The 14767-nt window shown below is 62.7% G+C and carries 11 protein-coding genes; 4 read left to right on the forward strand and 7 right to left on the reverse strand.

The features are described 5' to 3' along the window. Positions 1-2: 2 nt before the first annotated feature. Together AC1RMG_RS13930 and AC1RMG_RS13935 are read right to left on the reverse strand one after the other, a co-directional pair. The gene (locus AC1RMG_RS13930) at positions 3-1184 is read right to left on the reverse strand and encodes a CaiB/BaiF CoA transferase family protein (RefSeq protein WP_493169435.1); all 1182 of its coding nucleotides are present in this window, start codon (positions 1182-1184) and stop codon (positions 3-5) included. Positions 1185-1331: 147 nt separating this feature from the next. Further along, complete coding sequence (locus tag AC1RMG_RS13935) at positions 1332-2663, reverse strand: dicarboxylate/amino acid:cation symporter (protein WP_011062730.1); 1332 nt, start codon at positions 2661-2663, stop codon at positions 1332-1334. Between the two features lie 333 nt (positions 2664-2996). Here AC1RMG_RS13935 and AC1RMG_RS13940 point away from each other — a divergent pair, with 333 nt between their 5' ends. Then, the gene (locus tag AC1RMG_RS13940) at positions 2997-3995 is read left to right on the forward strand and encodes an AraC family transcriptional regulator (RefSeq protein WP_041752486.1); all 999 of its coding nucleotides are present in this window, start codon (positions 2997-2999) and stop codon (positions 3993-3995) included. 4 nt (positions 3996-3999) lie between these two features. Here AC1RMG_RS13940 and AC1RMG_RS13945 read toward each other — a convergent pair whose 3' ends face one another. From AC1RMG_RS13945 to AC1RMG_RS13955, 3 genes are all read right to left on the reverse strand, one after another. Continuing rightward, complete coding sequence (locus AC1RMG_RS13945) at positions 4000-5346, reverse strand: ATP-binding protein (protein ID WP_011062732.1); 1347 nt, start codon at positions 5344-5346, stop codon at positions 4000-4002. Continuing rightward, on the reverse strand, positions 5343-6020 hold the full coding sequence (locus AC1RMG_RS13950; protein WP_011062733.1) for a response regulator: 678 nt from the start codon (positions 6018-6020) through the stop codon (positions 5343-5345). Before AC1RMG_RS13950 ends, AC1RMG_RS13945 begins: the two co-directional genes overlap by 4 nt. Before the next feature lie 119 nt (positions 6021-6139). Next, entirely contained in the window at positions 6140-6742 is a 603-nt protein-coding gene (locus AC1RMG_RS13955) for an outer membrane beta-barrel protein (protein WP_015636661.1), read from the reverse strand. A gap of 145 nt (positions 6743-6887) precedes the next feature. On the opposite strand from AC1RMG_RS13955, the gene AC1RMG_RS13960 reads away from it, so the two are divergent. Both AC1RMG_RS13960 and AC1RMG_RS13965 read left to right on the forward strand, forming a co-directional pair. After that, positions 6888-7679: a dienelactone hydrolase family protein gene (locus tag AC1RMG_RS13960; protein WP_053159795.1), complete on the forward strand. Its 792-nt coding sequence runs from the start codon at positions 6888-6890 to the stop codon at positions 7677-7679. 93 nt (positions 7680-7772) lie between these two features. Next, positions 7773-8498: a 4'-phosphopantetheinyl transferase family protein gene (locus tag AC1RMG_RS13965; protein WP_053153285.1), complete on the forward strand. Its 726-nt coding sequence runs from the start codon at positions 7773-7775 to the stop codon at positions 8496-8498. A gap of 13 nt (positions 8499-8511) precedes the next feature. Here the strand turns inward: AC1RMG_RS13965 and AC1RMG_RS13970 are convergent, their stop codons facing one another. Both AC1RMG_RS13970 and AC1RMG_RS13975 read right to left on the reverse strand, forming a co-directional pair. After that, positions 8512-10122: an ATP-binding protein gene (locus tag AC1RMG_RS13970; RefSeq protein ID WP_019094599.1), complete on the reverse strand. Its 1611-nt coding sequence runs from the start codon at positions 10120-10122 to the stop codon at positions 8512-8514. Then, on the reverse strand, positions 10119-10841 hold the full coding sequence (locus AC1RMG_RS13975) for a response regulator (RefSeq protein WP_011062738.1): 723 nt from the start codon (positions 10839-10841) through the stop codon (positions 10119-10121). Before AC1RMG_RS13975 ends, AC1RMG_RS13970 begins: the two co-directional genes overlap by 4 nt. Positions 10842-11627: 786 nt before the next feature. Between AC1RMG_RS13975 and AC1RMG_RS13980 the strand changes: the two genes are divergently transcribed. Next, a complete protein-coding gene (locus tag AC1RMG_RS13980; RefSeq protein WP_011062739.1) occupies positions 11628-14519 on the forward strand; it encodes a ribonucleoside-diphosphate reductase subunit alpha in 2892 nt (963 codons plus the stop codon). The last annotated feature ends 248 nt before the right edge of the window (positions 14520-14767 follow it).

Consider the following 14767-nt stretch of genomic DNA (forward strand, 5'->3'; position numbering starts at 1 on the left):
AGCTACGCGATGACCCGCTCGCGCCGCAGTGCCTCGATGCGCTCGGCGCTGTAGCCCAGTTCCTCCAGCACCTGATCGGAATGCGCCCCCAACCTGGCGCCAATATTCCGCGGCTCTGGCAGCCCCTCGGAAAACTTCAACGGGCAGGCCATCTGCGCCTGCCGGCTGCCGTCTTCACGGGGCACCTGGCTGACCAGTTGCCTGGCCTGCAACTGCGGATGTTCCAGGGCCTCGCCCAGGCTCAGCACCGGCTCGACGCAGGCATCGAAACCAGCGAACAGCTGGCACAACTCGGCGAAATCGTGTTTCTCGAATTCGACCTGCAAGGCCTGCTTCAGTGCCTGTTGCTGTTCGGGCAAGGGAGACAGGCCCTGGGCCACCAGCTCCGGGCGGCCCAGGGCCTGACACAACTGCTGCATGAACACCGGTTCCAGACTGCCCACCGACAGCCAGCGCCCGTCCCGGCTGCGGTAGTAGTCATAAAAGCTGCCACCATTGAGCACCTGCTGCTCCATTCCGGGCTCGACCCCACAGGCCAGGTAGCCGGCACCGGCCATGGCGTTCAGGCTGAACACGCAGTCGGTCATGCTCACGTCCAGGTACTGTCCCTGGCCGCTGTGCTGGCGCGCGATCACCGCCGCCAACAGGCCGATCACCCCATGCAGCGAGCCCCCCGCGATATCCGCGGCCTGGATGCCCAGGGGTAATGGTCCCTGATCGCGGCGGCCGGTCTGGCTGGCCAGCCCGGCCAGGGCCAGGTAGTTGATGTCATGCCCGGCGCGGTCCCGGTAGGGGCCGGTCTGGCCATAGCCGGTAATGGAGACGTAGATCAGCCGCGGGTTGATCGCCTTCAAGGCCTGGTAACCCAGCCCCAGGCGCTCCATCACGCCCGGGCGGAACTGTTCGAGAACAATGTCGTAGTCCTGCACCAGTTGCCGCACCACCTCCAGCGCTTCGGGACGCTTGAGGTCCAGGGCCAGGCTGCGCTTGTTGCGGTTGAGATAAGCGTGGCTGGCGGAAACCCCGGCATCGTGGGGCGGCAACACCCGCAACAGATCCATGCGGGTCGGCGACTCGATGCGCAGGACCTCGGCGCCCATGTCCGCCAGCAGCAACGAGGCGAAGGGCCCCGGCAGCAGGGTGGAGAAATCCAGTACCTTGAGTGACGCCAACGGCCCTTGCATAGCCCTCTCCTCTTGATCGGCAGCCCACAGAGTAGGCAGCCGCGACGCCCGCAACAATCACCGCAACAGTCAGCCGGGCTGACCGTTGCGCTCAATCGCCAGGCAATAAAAAACCCGCCGAAGCGGGTTCCTTATATAGCTCAAGGCTTACTTGATGCTCGGTGCCGGGCCTTCGGCCACACCCAGGTCATCGGTTTCACGGGTGTCGGTAATCGGCCGGCCACCGGAAGCCAGCTCGGATTGCAGCTTGTCTTCGTCCAGCTCCTTGACCCACTTGGCAACCACTACGGTAGCCACGGCGTTGCCCACCAGGTTGGTCAGGGCGCGAGCTTCGGACATGAAGCGGTCGATACCCAGGATCAGCGCCAGGCCGGCCACCGGCAGGTGACCCACGGCCGACAGGGTCGCGGCCAGGACGATGAAGCCACTGCCCGTCACACCGGCAGCGCCTTTGGAAGACAGCAGCAGCACCAGCAGCAGGGTGATCTGGTGAGTGATGTCCATGTGGGTATCAGTGGCCTGGGCAATGAACACCGCAGCCATGGTCAGGTAGATCGAAGTACCGTCGAGGTTGAACGAATAACCGGTAGGGATCACCAGGCCGACCACCGACTTCTTGGCGCCCAGGCGTTCCATCTTGATCAGCATGCGCGGCAGGGCCGATTCCGAGGAGGAAGTCCCCAGCACGATCAGCAGTTCTTCACGGATGTAGCGGATCAGCTTGATCACGCTGAAGCCGTGGGCGCGGCAGATTGCCCCCAGGACCACCAGCACGAACACCACGCAGGTGATGTAGAAGCAGATCATCAGTTGGCCCAGTTGCACCAGGGAACCCACACCGTAGGCACCGATGGTGAACGCCATGGCGCCCAGCGCACCCAGGGGCGCGAGCTTCATGATCATGTTGATGATGTTGAACATCACATGGGCGAAACGGTCGATGAAATCCAGCACCGGCTTGCCGTAGGCGCCCAGGCGATGCAGGGCGAAACCGAACACCACGGAGAACATCAGCACCTGCAGGATATCGCCATTGGCGAAGGCGCCGACGATGGTGGCCGGGATGATGTTGAGGATGAAGCCGACGATGCTCTGGTCATTACCGGCAGTCACGTAGGCTGCAACTTTCGAGGCGTCCAGGGTCGAAGCGTCGATGTGCATGCCGGCCCCCGGCTGCACCACGTTGACCACGATCAGACCGATCAGCAGGGCGATGGTGGAGACGATTTCGAAGTACAGCAGCGCATAGCCGCCGGTCTTGCCCACCGACTTCATGTTCTGCATGCCGGCGATACCACTCACCACGGTACAGAAAATGATCGGAGCGATGACCATCTTGATCAGTTTGATGAAGCCGTCACCCAGGGGCTTGAGAGCCACGCCGGTCTGAGGGTAGAAGTGGCCGAGCAGGATGCCAATGGCGATGGCAACGATCACCTGGAAATACAGGGATTTGTACAGTGGCTGACGAGTCGTCATTGCAAGTTTCCTCAAGAGCCCCGGCATGCACTTTCCGTCGATGCATGCGGTGCCTAAAGTGCGAACCCTCCTGCGCTGGAGGGATTTGTTGTGTCGAGCTGCGTGCTGGCAGATCTTCCGGCTCTATCGCAAAGCCCGTGCCACCTTGTGAAAAAGCCTTGCAGGCCTTTAGACATCAGGGGTGCGAGCTGATCCTTGCATCCGTTGCGCAGGTTGAAGCTGGCGGATTTCCGCCCACTCACCCTCTCTCGTCCTACAATTTGGCGGATATCCGCCTTGTTCCCTTCCTGGGGGCTGGCTAAGATCCGCCACTCAATGGACGGACCTGCCTGCATGCGCGAACGCACCATCGCCAGCCACTTTGCCCGTGCCGCCTTGGGCGGAGCACGCCGGCACGGCTATGACTACGCGCCCCTGCTGCATCAGTTGGGCATCAGCCCCGAACTGCTGAACCAACCCAAGGCCCGTATCGCCCCCGAGCAATTCACCCGTCTGTTGCAGCAACTGTGGCTGGAGCTGGATGACGAGTACCTCGGGTTCGGCCATGGCCCCAGCAAGCGCGGGACCTTCGCCATGATGTGCCACGCGCTGATCCACTGCCGTACCTTGGAAAAAGCACTCAATCGCGGCTTATTATTTTATAGCCTGTTTCCGGAAGCCCCGCGCCTGAGTCTGACGCGTGAAGGAGAAATGGCCCGGCTGAGCCTGGATGATTCCGAGCTATGGGATCCCGAGCACTTTCTCAGCGAGAGCCTGCTGGTGATCTGGCATCGCCTCGGCAGTTGGTTGATCGGCCAGCGCATCCGCCTGGAGCAGGCCTGCTTCAGCTACCCCAAGCCCGATCACGGCGCGGAATACGACCTGCTTTTCCCTTGCCCGCTGCAATTCACCCAGGAGCGCAGCAGCCTGCTGTTCCACAGTCGCTACCTGGGCATGCCGCTACTGCAGGACGAACGCACCCTCAAGCACTTTCTCGAACGCTCTCCCGCCGACCTGTTGTCGCGCCCGGATGAAGGCGACAGCCTCAGCAGCCAGCTGCGCCGCCTGCTCAGTCGCGACCGCGAGCACTGGCCCGACCTGGAAAGCGTCGCCCAGCACCTGCACGTCAGCCCGCAGACCCTGCGCCGGCATCTACGCGAAGAAGGTTCGAGCTTTCAGGAGCTGAAGGATGAGCTGCGCCGCGACATTGCCATCTACCACCTCGGCCGGGCCGACCTGTCATTGCAACAGATCGCCGAACAACTGGGCTTTTCCGAGCCCTCGGCTTTTCACCGGGCGTTCAAGAAATGGACCGGCCTGACCCCGGGCGCCTATCGCGCCCGGGAACAGTAGCCCCCTACAGGGCCGGAAAGTGAATCCGGAAGGCCGCCCCCCCCAGGGCCGAATCCCCCAGGGTCAGTTGCGCGCCGTAGCTCTCGATGATGTCCTTGACCACCGCCAGGCCGATGCCCTGCCCCGGGTGCTGGCGATCCAGGCGCTCACCGCGCTGCAGAATCCGCGCCCGTTGATCGGGTGGCACGCCGGGGCCGTCGTCTTCCACACACAACTCGGAGCCTTCCAGGGTCTCACGCACGCTGATGCGCACTGAGCTCAGGCACAGGCGATAAGCGTTCTCCAGCAGGTTGCCGAGCAACTCCAGCAAGGCGCCGTGCTCGATCGGCAGGTAGCAGCGTTCCGGCAAGTCGAAGGACACCCGTACCTGCTTGTCGCGATAGACCTTGTCCAGGGTGTCGCAGAGGCTTTGCAGCACCGGCCGCAGCCGCACCTGGTGGCGCACAAGACCGCTCTTGCGCAGGCTGGCGCGCTGCAACTGGTAACTGATCTGCTGGCTCATGCGCTCGATCTGCGCCTGCAGCACCCAGGCCTGCTCACGATCCTGGGGCCGTTGCGCCATGTCCTCGCTCACGCCCTGCAACACCGTCAACGGGGTTTTCAGGCTGTGGGCCAAGTCATCCAGGGAGTCACGATAGCGGCTGCGCTGCTCACGCTCGCTTTGCAGCAGGCGGTTCAACGAGCCCGTCAGGCGCAACAGCTCGCGCGGGTGCTCCTCACTAAGGCTCTGGCGGGTGCCGCTTTCGATCTGGTCCAGCTCCTGGCTCAAGCGTCGCAAGGCTTGCAAACCCCAGGTCAGGCCGAGCCAGAGCAGTGCCAGGAGCACCAGCAAGGCCGCGCCGAACCCCAGGTAGAGGTTTTCCCGAACGCCTTCCAGGGTTTGCTGGTACTCACGCACCGGCTGCAGCGCGACGATACTGAAGGCCGCGCTCTTGCCCCCCAGCAGCTTGATCTCGACGTCGTAGACAAAGAACTCCTGGCCGTTGGCTTCGCGGATCCTGGCGAACTCATTGCCACGCCCGTCGTACCGCGGCCGGTAGTTGATGTTCTCTTCCTGGGTCGCCCGCGAGCGCCAGACCAGGTGCCCTTCGCGATCGTAGATGTAGCCCAGCAGGCGGCTGTCGGCGAGGTTGAAGCGCTCGTCGGGCAATTGCGCCGGCATCTGCAGGCGGTTGTTCTCGATCCGCGCCGCACTGATCAGGGTGGTGACATCGGAAGCCAGGCGCTGCTCGATAGAGTCCTGCAACGCCAGGCTGAACGCCCCCTGCATGGCTGGCAGCAGGGCCAGCATGAACAGCACCGCCAGGGTCGTGGCGGCCAGCATCAGGCGCAGGCGCAGCGATCGAATCATCGGCAACGCTCGTTGAACAGGTAGCCCAGGCCACGCACCGTATCGATCGGCTTGAAGCCCGACGGCCCCTCAAGCTTGCGCCGCAAGCGGCCCACCAGCACTTCGATGACATTCGGATCGCGCTCGTCGTCGTCCGGGTACAACTGCTCCATGAGCCGGTCCTTGGCCACCACTTGCTGATGATGACGCATCAGGTATTCGAGAATCCGGTACTCATAGGCCGTCAGGGCCAGGGGCTGCTCATCCAGGGAGGCCTGCTTGCGATTCAGGTCCAGCAGCAGCGGCCCGGCAATGATGGTGGACTGGGTGAAGCCACTGGAGCGCCGCAGCAACGCATTCAGGCGCGCATCCAGCTCTTCGAACTGGAATGGCTTGACCACATAGTCGTCCGCACCGGCCGCCAGGCCCTCGACCTTGTCCTGCCAGTTGCCACGGGCCGTGAGGATGAGGATCGGGAACGTCTTGCCACGGTTGCGCAACTGGCGGATCAGGTCCAGCCCGCCCATGCCGGGCAGGCCCAGGTCGATCACCGCCAGATCGTGGTTGAACTGCTCGGTCTGATACAGCGCCTCCTCGGCGTTGGCCACGGACTCGACGACATGACCGCTGTCGGTGAGGCGGGTTTGCAAATGATGACGCAACAGCGCCTCATCTTCGACGACCAGCAACTTCATAACGCTCTCCCAGGCAAAATTCGACATCTCCAGGGGCGCCCCTGCGCCCTGATGATTAATGCGCCAACGCCGGACCGTGCCCAAGGCACGATCCGGCGCGGTCCAGGCCAGGCCGCTTATCAGAAAGCGTAGTTGGCCGACAGGTAGGTCTGGGCGCTGCTGGTAAGGCTCAGCGAACCCTGCTTGCTGCCACCGCGCTCGCTCATCTCGGTCCCGGCATTGCTGCGCAGGTAACGGTAGCCGAGCTCCACCGAGGTGTTCTGTGAAACCTGTTGCAGGACGCCGGCCTGTACGCCCACCGCGTAACCAATGTCGCTGTCACGGCTGAAGCCCGGAGACTCCTGAGTCAGCTTGGTCAGGCCAGCCGTGCCGCCGCCAAAGAGTTTGGTGCTGCTGGTCACCGGCAGGAACATATCGTAGCTGCCCAGCAGGTTCTGCTGGCGCAGTTTAATGCCGTTGTGGGAGCCAGACACATAATCGTAGGTAGCGTAGTAACGACCCTGGTCATTCTGTTGACCGGCGCGTATGCCCCAGGTGTTGTCCTTGCCGATCACGCCATCGGCGTTCGGGTGGCCCAGGTTGCTGTTGAGCTGGCTGGACTTGTTGATCTTGTCGCTGGTCTGGCCAAAGGACAACCCAACGAAGTTGCTGTCAGCGGCTTGGGCAGCGGCGCTGGCGCCGAAGACGGTAAAGGCCAGGAACAGTTTTTTCAATGAAGTCATAGGAAGTTTCCTTTGCGCTAATGGCTTTTTGGGTACGGGGCTAGAGTAAACAGCCCGCCCTGAACTCCCCCTGAACACACCCTTAACCTCGCCTGAACCAGATCGACTAGGCTGTGCTGACACCTTTTCAACCGGAGTTCCCCTCATGCGCATGCTCGTCGCATTGGTCCTGTTAACCCTCGGCAGCCTCAGCCAGGCCGCCATCAAGACTCAGGAAATTCCCTATCGCAGCACCGACGGCACTCAGTTGATCGGCTACTACGCCTACGACGACGCCCTACAGGGCCCGCGCCCGGGCATCGTGGTGGTGCATGAATGGTGGGGCCTCAACGACTACGCCAAGCGCCGGGCCCGGGACCTTGCCGCCCTTGGCTACAGTGCCCTGGCCATCGACATGTACGGCCAGGGCAAGCACACCGAACACCCGGCGGACGCCATGGCCTTCATGCAGGCCGCGCTGAAGGACAGTGCCGCTGCCAGTGCACGTTTCAACGCCGGCCTTGAGCTGTTGAGACAGCAACCGCAGACCGATCCGCAGAAACTCGCCGCCATCGGCTACTGCTTTGGCGGCAAGATTGTCCTGGACGCCGCGCGCCAGGGCCTGCCCCTGGCCGGCGTGGTGAGTTTCCACGGTGCCCTGGCCACCGCCACACCGGCTACCCCCGGCAGCGTCAAGGCCAAGATCCTGGTGGAACATGGGGCCCAGGACAGCATGGTGACGGCGGACAACGTCACCACCTTCAAAGCGGAAATGGACAAGGCCGGCGCCGACTACCGCTTCGTCAGCCTGGAGGGAGCCAAGCACGGCTTCAGCAACCCCGATGCCGACCGCCTGAGCCATGGCGAACACGGCGGGCCGGACATCGGCTACAACAAGGCCGCCGATGAGCGTTCCTGGGCCGACATGCAGGCATTCTTCAAAAAACTGTTTGGCTAGCCGCCGTACCTGGGTTGCCGTCAGTGCGCTGCGGCAGCCCTTTGCGCATCACCCGACTACCCTCCAACGCAGCAACCCGGCACACTAGCGGCCATGAATGCTCTCCCCCCCCTCCCCGCTTGCTGCACCCCTCTGGACGCTGCCTGGCCGCTGCCGAACGTCCTGCCCCAAGCCCTCTGGCTGAGTACCCGGTTCGATCCCGGGCAACTTGCCGCGGATGATTTTCAGCGCAGCGGCATCGAGGCACCGCCAAGCATCCAGCGTTCGGTGGCCAAGCGTCAGGCCGAATTTCTCGCTGGACGCCTGTGTGCCCGGGCCGCCTTGCAGCAACTGCAACGACTGGACTGGGTACCGCCCATTGGCGATGACCGAGCGCCAATCTGGCCCGAACACATCTGCGGTTCGATCACCCACAGCAGCGGACGCGCCGCGGCCATCGTCGCCGACAAGCAACACTGGCGTGGCCTGGGAATGGACCTGGAACACCTGCTCAGTGCAGAACGTGCGGCCAAACTGGCGGAGCAGATCCTGACCCCGGCCGAACTGCAGCGCCGCGACCAGTTGCCGGCCGAGCTGCATGCACTGGCGGTAACCCTGACCTTCTCGATCAAGGAAAGCCTGTTCAAGGCCCTGTACCCGCTGGTGCACAAACGCTTCTATTTCGAACACGCCGAAGTCCTGGAATGGTCTGCCGAAGGGCCGGTGCGGATGCGCCTGCTGACCGATCTGTCCGGGGAATGGCAGCACGGCCGCGAACTGCAAGGGCAGTTCGCCGTGCAAGACGATCACCTGCTGAGCCTGGTGGCCATCAAGGCCTGAACCGGGGCCGCCCTCAGCGGGGTTCCTGATGCCGTGGCCAGCTCAGGCTGAAGCAGGCACCGCCCAGGTGCTTGCTCTTGCTGATCAGGGCACGGCCCTCGTGCCAATGGATGATCCGCCGCACAATCGACAGCCCCAGCCCATGCCCGCCGGAAGCCCGGGTGCGGCTGTCATCCAGACGCAGGAATGGGGTGAAGATCTTTTCCCAGGCATGTTCCGGCACGCCGGGACCGTCATCTTCCACATCCACCCGGCAGCGCAACTGCCCTACCTGATAGCTGACCGTCACCTGGGACTCGGCATGACGCATGGCGTTGCCCACCAGGTTCTGCAAGGCCCGGTGCAGGTAGCGCGGCTCGGCCTCGACCCACGCACCGTCACACTCGGCGGCAGACAGGCACAGGCCACGCCGGACCTTGAGATTGGCCCGCAGTGGCGCCAGTTCGCTGATCACCTGGTTGATTAGCGCATCCAGGTCGATACGCTGGAAATTCAGGGCCGGCGAGCCCTGCTCCAGACGGGCGTAGGTCAGCATTTCGTCCACCAGCCGGTCGAGGTCCTGAATGTCGTTGTCCATGCCGTCCAGGTACTTCTGCCGGGCCTGATCGGTGCTCGCCGAAGCAATCATCTCCAGGCCGAAACGCAGCCGCGCCACGGGTGTGCGCAACTCATGGGACACCGCACGTACCAGCTCGCGCTGAATCGCCAGCAGGCGCTGCAAGTGCTCGGCCATGCCATTAAAGGCCGCCGCCAGGCGCCCCACCGAGTCCGCGCCACGGGCCGGCACGCGGGTTTCCAGGCTGCCCTTGGCGATCCGCGTGGCCGCCGACTCCAGGCCGCTGAGGCGCCGCTCCAGCTGGCGCACCAATAGATAGACGATCAGGCCGATCAGGCTCAGGCCCAGCACGGCAATCAGCACCAGCCATTGCGGCGGATAGGGATTCATCTGATACAGCGGGCCGATCTCCAGCACCCAGGGCGTGCCCACCAGGCCGGCGAAGACCCGGATCGAATCGCCACCCTTGCCCAGGGCCATCACCGTGTCGCCCTCCGCCACCCGGCGCCGCTGATCCTCGTCCATGTCGGCGGCGTCCAGAGTCGACAACTGCATATCGAAGCCGAACCCCTTGGCTTCCTTGAGTGCAGCCAGGCGCTGGGGTTGCTCTGCCACCGGATAACGCACCAGCTCATCCGCCAGCAGGTAGATAGTGGCCCGGGCCAACTGCTCGCTGATCTGCTGGACCTCGGCACTGAGCAGCAGCTGTTCCTTCTCGCTGACCAGGCGATAGACCCGGGCGGCGAAGGGGCCGGTCTGCTCCACCAGCGCCTGGCCGCGCAGCACCCGACCGCGCTGGCTACTGTCCAGGTCGGTCTGGCTGAAGGTCTTGAGACTCAGGGGAATGCCCAGCAAGCGCTCCCACACCGCCAGCGCCCGGCGACGCTCGATCTCGCTCATCGGCTGCAGGTTGTCCGCCATCAGCGAAAAAGTGCCGTGGGCCAGCCGCTCGCGGTACTGCTCGCTGCGCACCTGGTTCAACAGATGCAGGGCCAGGACCCCAAGCAACGCCACGAGGATCAGCGCGGCGCACATACCGCCGTAGATCCGCAGGAAGATCGAGTTCACGAGCGCATGTCGGCGGCGGCTTCGGGGACGAACAGGTAACCCTTGCTGCGAATGGTCTTGATCAGCCGCGGGTGCTCCGGATCGTCACCGATCTTCGGGCGGATGCGCGAGATCCGAACATCGATGGAGCGGTCCTGGCCGTCATAGCCGATGCCGCGCAGGGCGGTGAAGATTTCTTCCCGGGACAGGATCCGCCCGGCATTGGCCACCAGCAGCCACAGCAGGTCGAACTCGGCACTGGTCAATTCGATCCCGGCATCGCTCAGCCAGGCCTCGCGCAGGGCATTGTCCACCACCAGCGGGCCGAACTGCAGGCGGCGGGTTTTCTCCACCGCCGGCTCCGGCGCTTCGCTACGGCGCAGCAGGGCCTGGATGCGCGCCAGCAGCAACCGCGGGCGCACCGGCTTGCAGACATAGTCGTCGGCACCCAGGTCCAGGCCCATGATCTGGTCCATGTCATCGGTACGGGCGGTGAGCATGAGGATCACTCCGTCATAACGATCCCGAACCTTGCGGCAGATGCTCAGGCCGTCTTCACCGGGCAGCATCAGGTCGAGGATCACCAGATCCGGCTGCTCGGCAATGATCCTGGCCGCGGCCCGGGCACCGTTGCCCTCGATCGCCACCTGCAGGCCATTGCTTTCGAGATATTCACGGGTCAACTCAGCCAGACGCTGGTCATCCTCGACAATCAGTACCTGCCAGGCTTCCTGTTCCACGCACGACCTCTTCTTGTTCTATTGCCAGTCCACCTTGAGCAGGAAAGCCCCCGTCTTTCTGTCATGAAAAAGGCGGATAACACGCTCTGGGAAAGGTGGCTGGTTTGCCATGGGAAAGGCCGGGAAACCCCAGCCGATCGCTGCCGATTGTAGCAACCGGCACAGGCGCCGACACAAGCGGCTAAAACGACTCGGTCAGGGCGTTTTTTTGTGATAGGGTTCGCGCCCGCAAAAATCCGCCCAAGGCAATTTTCGACGGTAAAAAACAGTGACAAACGGTTCCATCCACTGGGACTGCGGGCTGCGTGAGTTTTACCCAGTCCATACACAATTTACGCACAACCTTATCCACAGGCAGTACGTTGCAATCAGCCCCCCAAACGCATTATCTTGTAGCCCGGCGGCTAAAAACCCCTATATCTAGGGTTTTGCGCAAAAAACCAAACACAATTCAGCCAAGAAACTCAAGCCCTTTTCTTGCCCCGTTTGGTGGAACCAATCGCTGTTTCAGAAGACCAAGACCGCGCGTGCGGATGGCATCGTTTTCCACCCTGTCCAGGAGAAAGCGGTACGGGTGTTGCAGCAACAAGACTGTCACCCACCAGGAATAAGGTGCCGAGCCCCGGCTCGGCACCCATGACTTCGGCATGGAAGCGGCGCCTATAGCCCCCTTCCTGAACTGTCCCGAAGTCGTTATGCCCGGCCTCTGCCGGCTGTAGTGCTTCAGGACGGAACGGTGGGCACCCAAACGGTGCCCAAACAAACATAGAGAACGTGGAGACACCCATGCAAACCGACACAACTCGCGAGAACTCGCAGGCCAATGCGCCGCAGGCCGCCGATTCCACTCAGGATCTGTCTGCTACCGCACCTGGCCAATTGCGCGTGATCAAGCGTAACGGCACTGTCGTTCCTTATACCGATGACAAGATCACCGTCGCGATCACCAAAGCGTTCCTCGCAGTTGAAGGCGGCACCGCCGCTGCCTCGTCGCGAATCCACGACACCGTGGCGCGCCTGACCGAACAGGTCACCGCAACCTTCAAGCGTCGCATGCCTTCGGGCGGCACCATCCACATCGAAGAGATCCAGGACCAGGTCGAACTGGCCCTGATGCGCGCCGGCGAGCAGAAAGTCGCCCGCGACTACGTGATCTACCGTGACTCCCGCGCCAAGGAACGGGCTACCCGCTCCACCAGCGAAGAGCCGGTACAAGCCCACCCTTCGATCCGCATCACCCGCACCGATGGCAGCTTCGCGCCCCTGGACATGGGCCGCCTGAACACCATCGTCAGCGAAGCCTGCGAAGGCCTGGAAGAAGTCGACGGCGACCTGATCCAGCGCGAAACCCTGAAGAACCTCTACGACGGCGTGGCACTCAAAGACGTCAACACCGCTCTGGTGATGACTGCCCGCACCCTGGTCGAGCGCGAGCCGAACTACTCGTTCGTGACTGCCCGCCTGCTGATGGACACCCTGCGTGCCGAAGGCCTGGGCTTCCTCGAAGTAGCCGAAAGCGCCACCCACCACGAAATGGCCGAGCTGTACGCCAAGGCGCTGCCGGCCTACGTCGCCAAGGGTATCGAGTTCGAATTGCTGAACCCGGTACTGGCTGAGTTCGATCTGGAAAAACTCGGCAAGGCGATCAACCACGAGCGCGACCAGCAGTTCACCTACCTGGGCCTGCAGACCCTGTACGACCGCTACTTCATCCACAAGGATGGCGTGCGTTTCGAACTGCCACAGATCTTCTTCATGCGCGTGGCCATGGGCCTGGCAATCGAAGAGAAACAACGTGAAGACCGCGCCATCGAGTTCTACAACCTGTTGTCGTCCTTCGACTACATGGCTTCGACCCCGACCCTGTTCAACGCCGGCACCCTGCGTCCACAGCTGTCGAGCTGCTACCTGACCACCGTTCCGGACGACCTGTCGGGCATCTACGGCGCCATCCACGACAACGCCATGCTGTCGAAATTCGCCGGCGGCCTGGGCAACGACTGGACTCCGGTACGCGCACTGGGCTCCTACATCAAGGGCACCAACGGCAAGTCCCAGGGCGTCGTGCCCTTCCTGAAAGTGGTCAACGACACCGCGGTAGCCGTGAACCAGGGTGGCAAGCGCAAGGGCGCTGTCTGTGCCTACCTGGAAACCTGGCACATGGACATCGAAGAGTTCATCGAGCTGCGCAAGAACACCGGTGATGACCGCCGTCGTACCCACGACATGAACACCGCCAACTGGATCCCCGACCTGTTCATGAAGCGCGTCTTCGACGACGGCAAGTGGACCCTGTTCTCGCCATCGGAAGTGCCTGATCTGCACGACCTGACCGGCAAGGCCTTCGAAGAGCGCTACGAGTACTACGAAGCCCTGACCGAGTACAACAAGATCAAGCTGTTCAAGACCGTCCAGGCCAAAGACCTGTGGCGCAAGATGCTGTCCATGCTCTTCGAGACCGGCCACCCATGGCTGACCTTCAAGGACCCGTGCAACCTGCGCAGCCCGCAGCAGCACGTGGGCGTGGTCCACAGCTCGAACCTGTGCACCGAGATCACCCTGAACACCAACAAGGACGAGATCGCAGTCTGCAACCTGGGCTCGATCAACCTGCCGAACCACATCGTCGACGGCAAGCTGGATACCGCCAAGCTGCAACGCACCGTGAACACTGCCGTGCGCATGCTCGACAACGTGATCGACATCAACTACTACTCGGTGCCGCAAGCGAAGAACTCCAACTTCAAGCACCGTCCGGTCGGCCTGGGCATCATGGGCTTCCAGGATGCGCTGTACCTGCAGCACATCGCCTACGGTTCCGACGCAGCCGTCGAGTTCGCCGACAAGTCCATGGAAGCGGTCAGCTACTACGCAATCCAGGCTTCCTGCGACCTGGCCGACGAGCGCGGCGCCTACGAGACCTTCCAGGGTTCGCTGTGGTCCAAGGGCATCCTGCCGCTGGATTCGCAACAGATCCTGATCGAAGCCCGTGGCCAGAAGTACATCGATGTGGACCTCAACGAATCCCTGGACTGGGCACCGGTTCGCGCCCGTGTACAGAAAGGCATTCGTAACTCCAACATCATGGCCATCGCACCGACCGCCACCATCGCCAACATCACCGGCGTGTCGCAGTCGATCGAACCGACCTATCAGAACCTCTATGTGAAATCCAACCTGTCGGGCGAATTCACCGTGATCAACCCGTACCTGGTTCGCGACCTGAAGGCTCGCGGTCTGTGGGACTCGGTCATGATCAACGACCTGAAGTACTACGACGGTTCGGTACAGCAGATCGAGCGCATCCCGCAGGAGCTCAAGGAGCTTTACGCGACTGCCTTCGAAGTGGAAACCAAGTGGATCGTCGACGCCGCCAGCCGTCGCCAGAAGTGGATCGACCAGGCTCAGTCGCTGAACCTGTACATCGCCGGCGCTTCGGGCAAGAAGCTGGACGTGACCTACCGCATGGCTTGGTACCGTGGCCTGAAAACCACCTACTACCTCCGCGCCCTGGCCGCCACCAGCACCGAGAAGTCCACCATCAACACCGGCAAGCTGAACGCTGTTTCCAGCGGCGGCAACCACGGTGACGACTCGGTCCTCGCGGCTCCAGCAGGCCCAGCTCCTGTACCTAAGGCTTGCGCCATCGACGAGCCGGATTGCGAAGCTTGCCAATAAGCTGAGCCGACAGGTGCCTGCGGGCACCTGCCCCAACCCCCGATAGACCTCCGGTTTATCGGGGGTTTTCTTTTGCCCGCAACAAAGCTGCAGGAGCCTGCTTGCCAGCGAAGAGGCCCGAAGCCTTGCACTGCACCGAGAGCGCCTTCGCTGGCAAGCCAGGCGGCAGCGGTTCTTGCAGAGCGAACAGCACTATCGAACAGGCACAAAAAAGCCCCTCGAGGAGGGGCTTTTCGTAAAGCGTTTCA

Source organism: Pseudomonas sp. GW822-FHT04H02 (assembly GCF_058800645.1).

Excerpts from the sequence above, each read along its gene's own strand:
- AC1RMG_RS13930 (WP_493169435.1), bottom strand. The coding sequence starts at position 1,184 with ATGCAAGGGCCGTTGGCGTCACTCAAGGTACTGGATTTCTCCACCCTG.
- AC1RMG_RS13935 (WP_011062730.1), bottom strand. The coding sequence starts at position 2,663 with ATGACGACTCGTCAGCCACTGTACAAATCCCTGTATTTCCAGGTGATC.
- AC1RMG_RS13940 (WP_041752486.1), top strand. The coding sequence starts at position 2,997 with ATGCGCGAACGCACCATCGCCAGCCACTTTGCCCGTGCCGCCTTGGGC.
- AC1RMG_RS13945 (WP_011062732.1), bottom strand. The coding sequence starts at position 5,346 with ATGATTCGATCGCTGCGCCTGCGCCTGATGCTGGCCGCCACGACCCTG.
- AC1RMG_RS13950 (WP_011062733.1), bottom strand. The coding sequence starts at position 6,020 with ATGAAGTTGCTGGTCGTCGAAGATGAGGCGCTGTTGCGTCATCATTTG.
- AC1RMG_RS13955 (WP_015636661.1), bottom strand. The coding sequence starts at position 6,742 with ATGACTTCATTGAAAAAACTGTTCCTGGCCTTTACCGTCTTCGGCGCC.
- AC1RMG_RS13960 (WP_053159795.1), top strand. The coding sequence starts at position 6,888 with ATGCGCATGCTCGTCGCATTGGTCCTGTTAACCCTCGGCAGCCTCAGC.
- AC1RMG_RS13965 (WP_053153285.1), top strand. The coding sequence starts at position 7,773 with ATGAATGCTCTCCCCCCCCTCCCCGCTTGCTGCACCCCTCTGGACGCT.
- AC1RMG_RS13980 (WP_011062739.1), top strand. The coding sequence starts at position 11,628 with ATGCAAACCGACACAACTCGCGAGAACTCGCAGGCCAATGCGCCGCAG.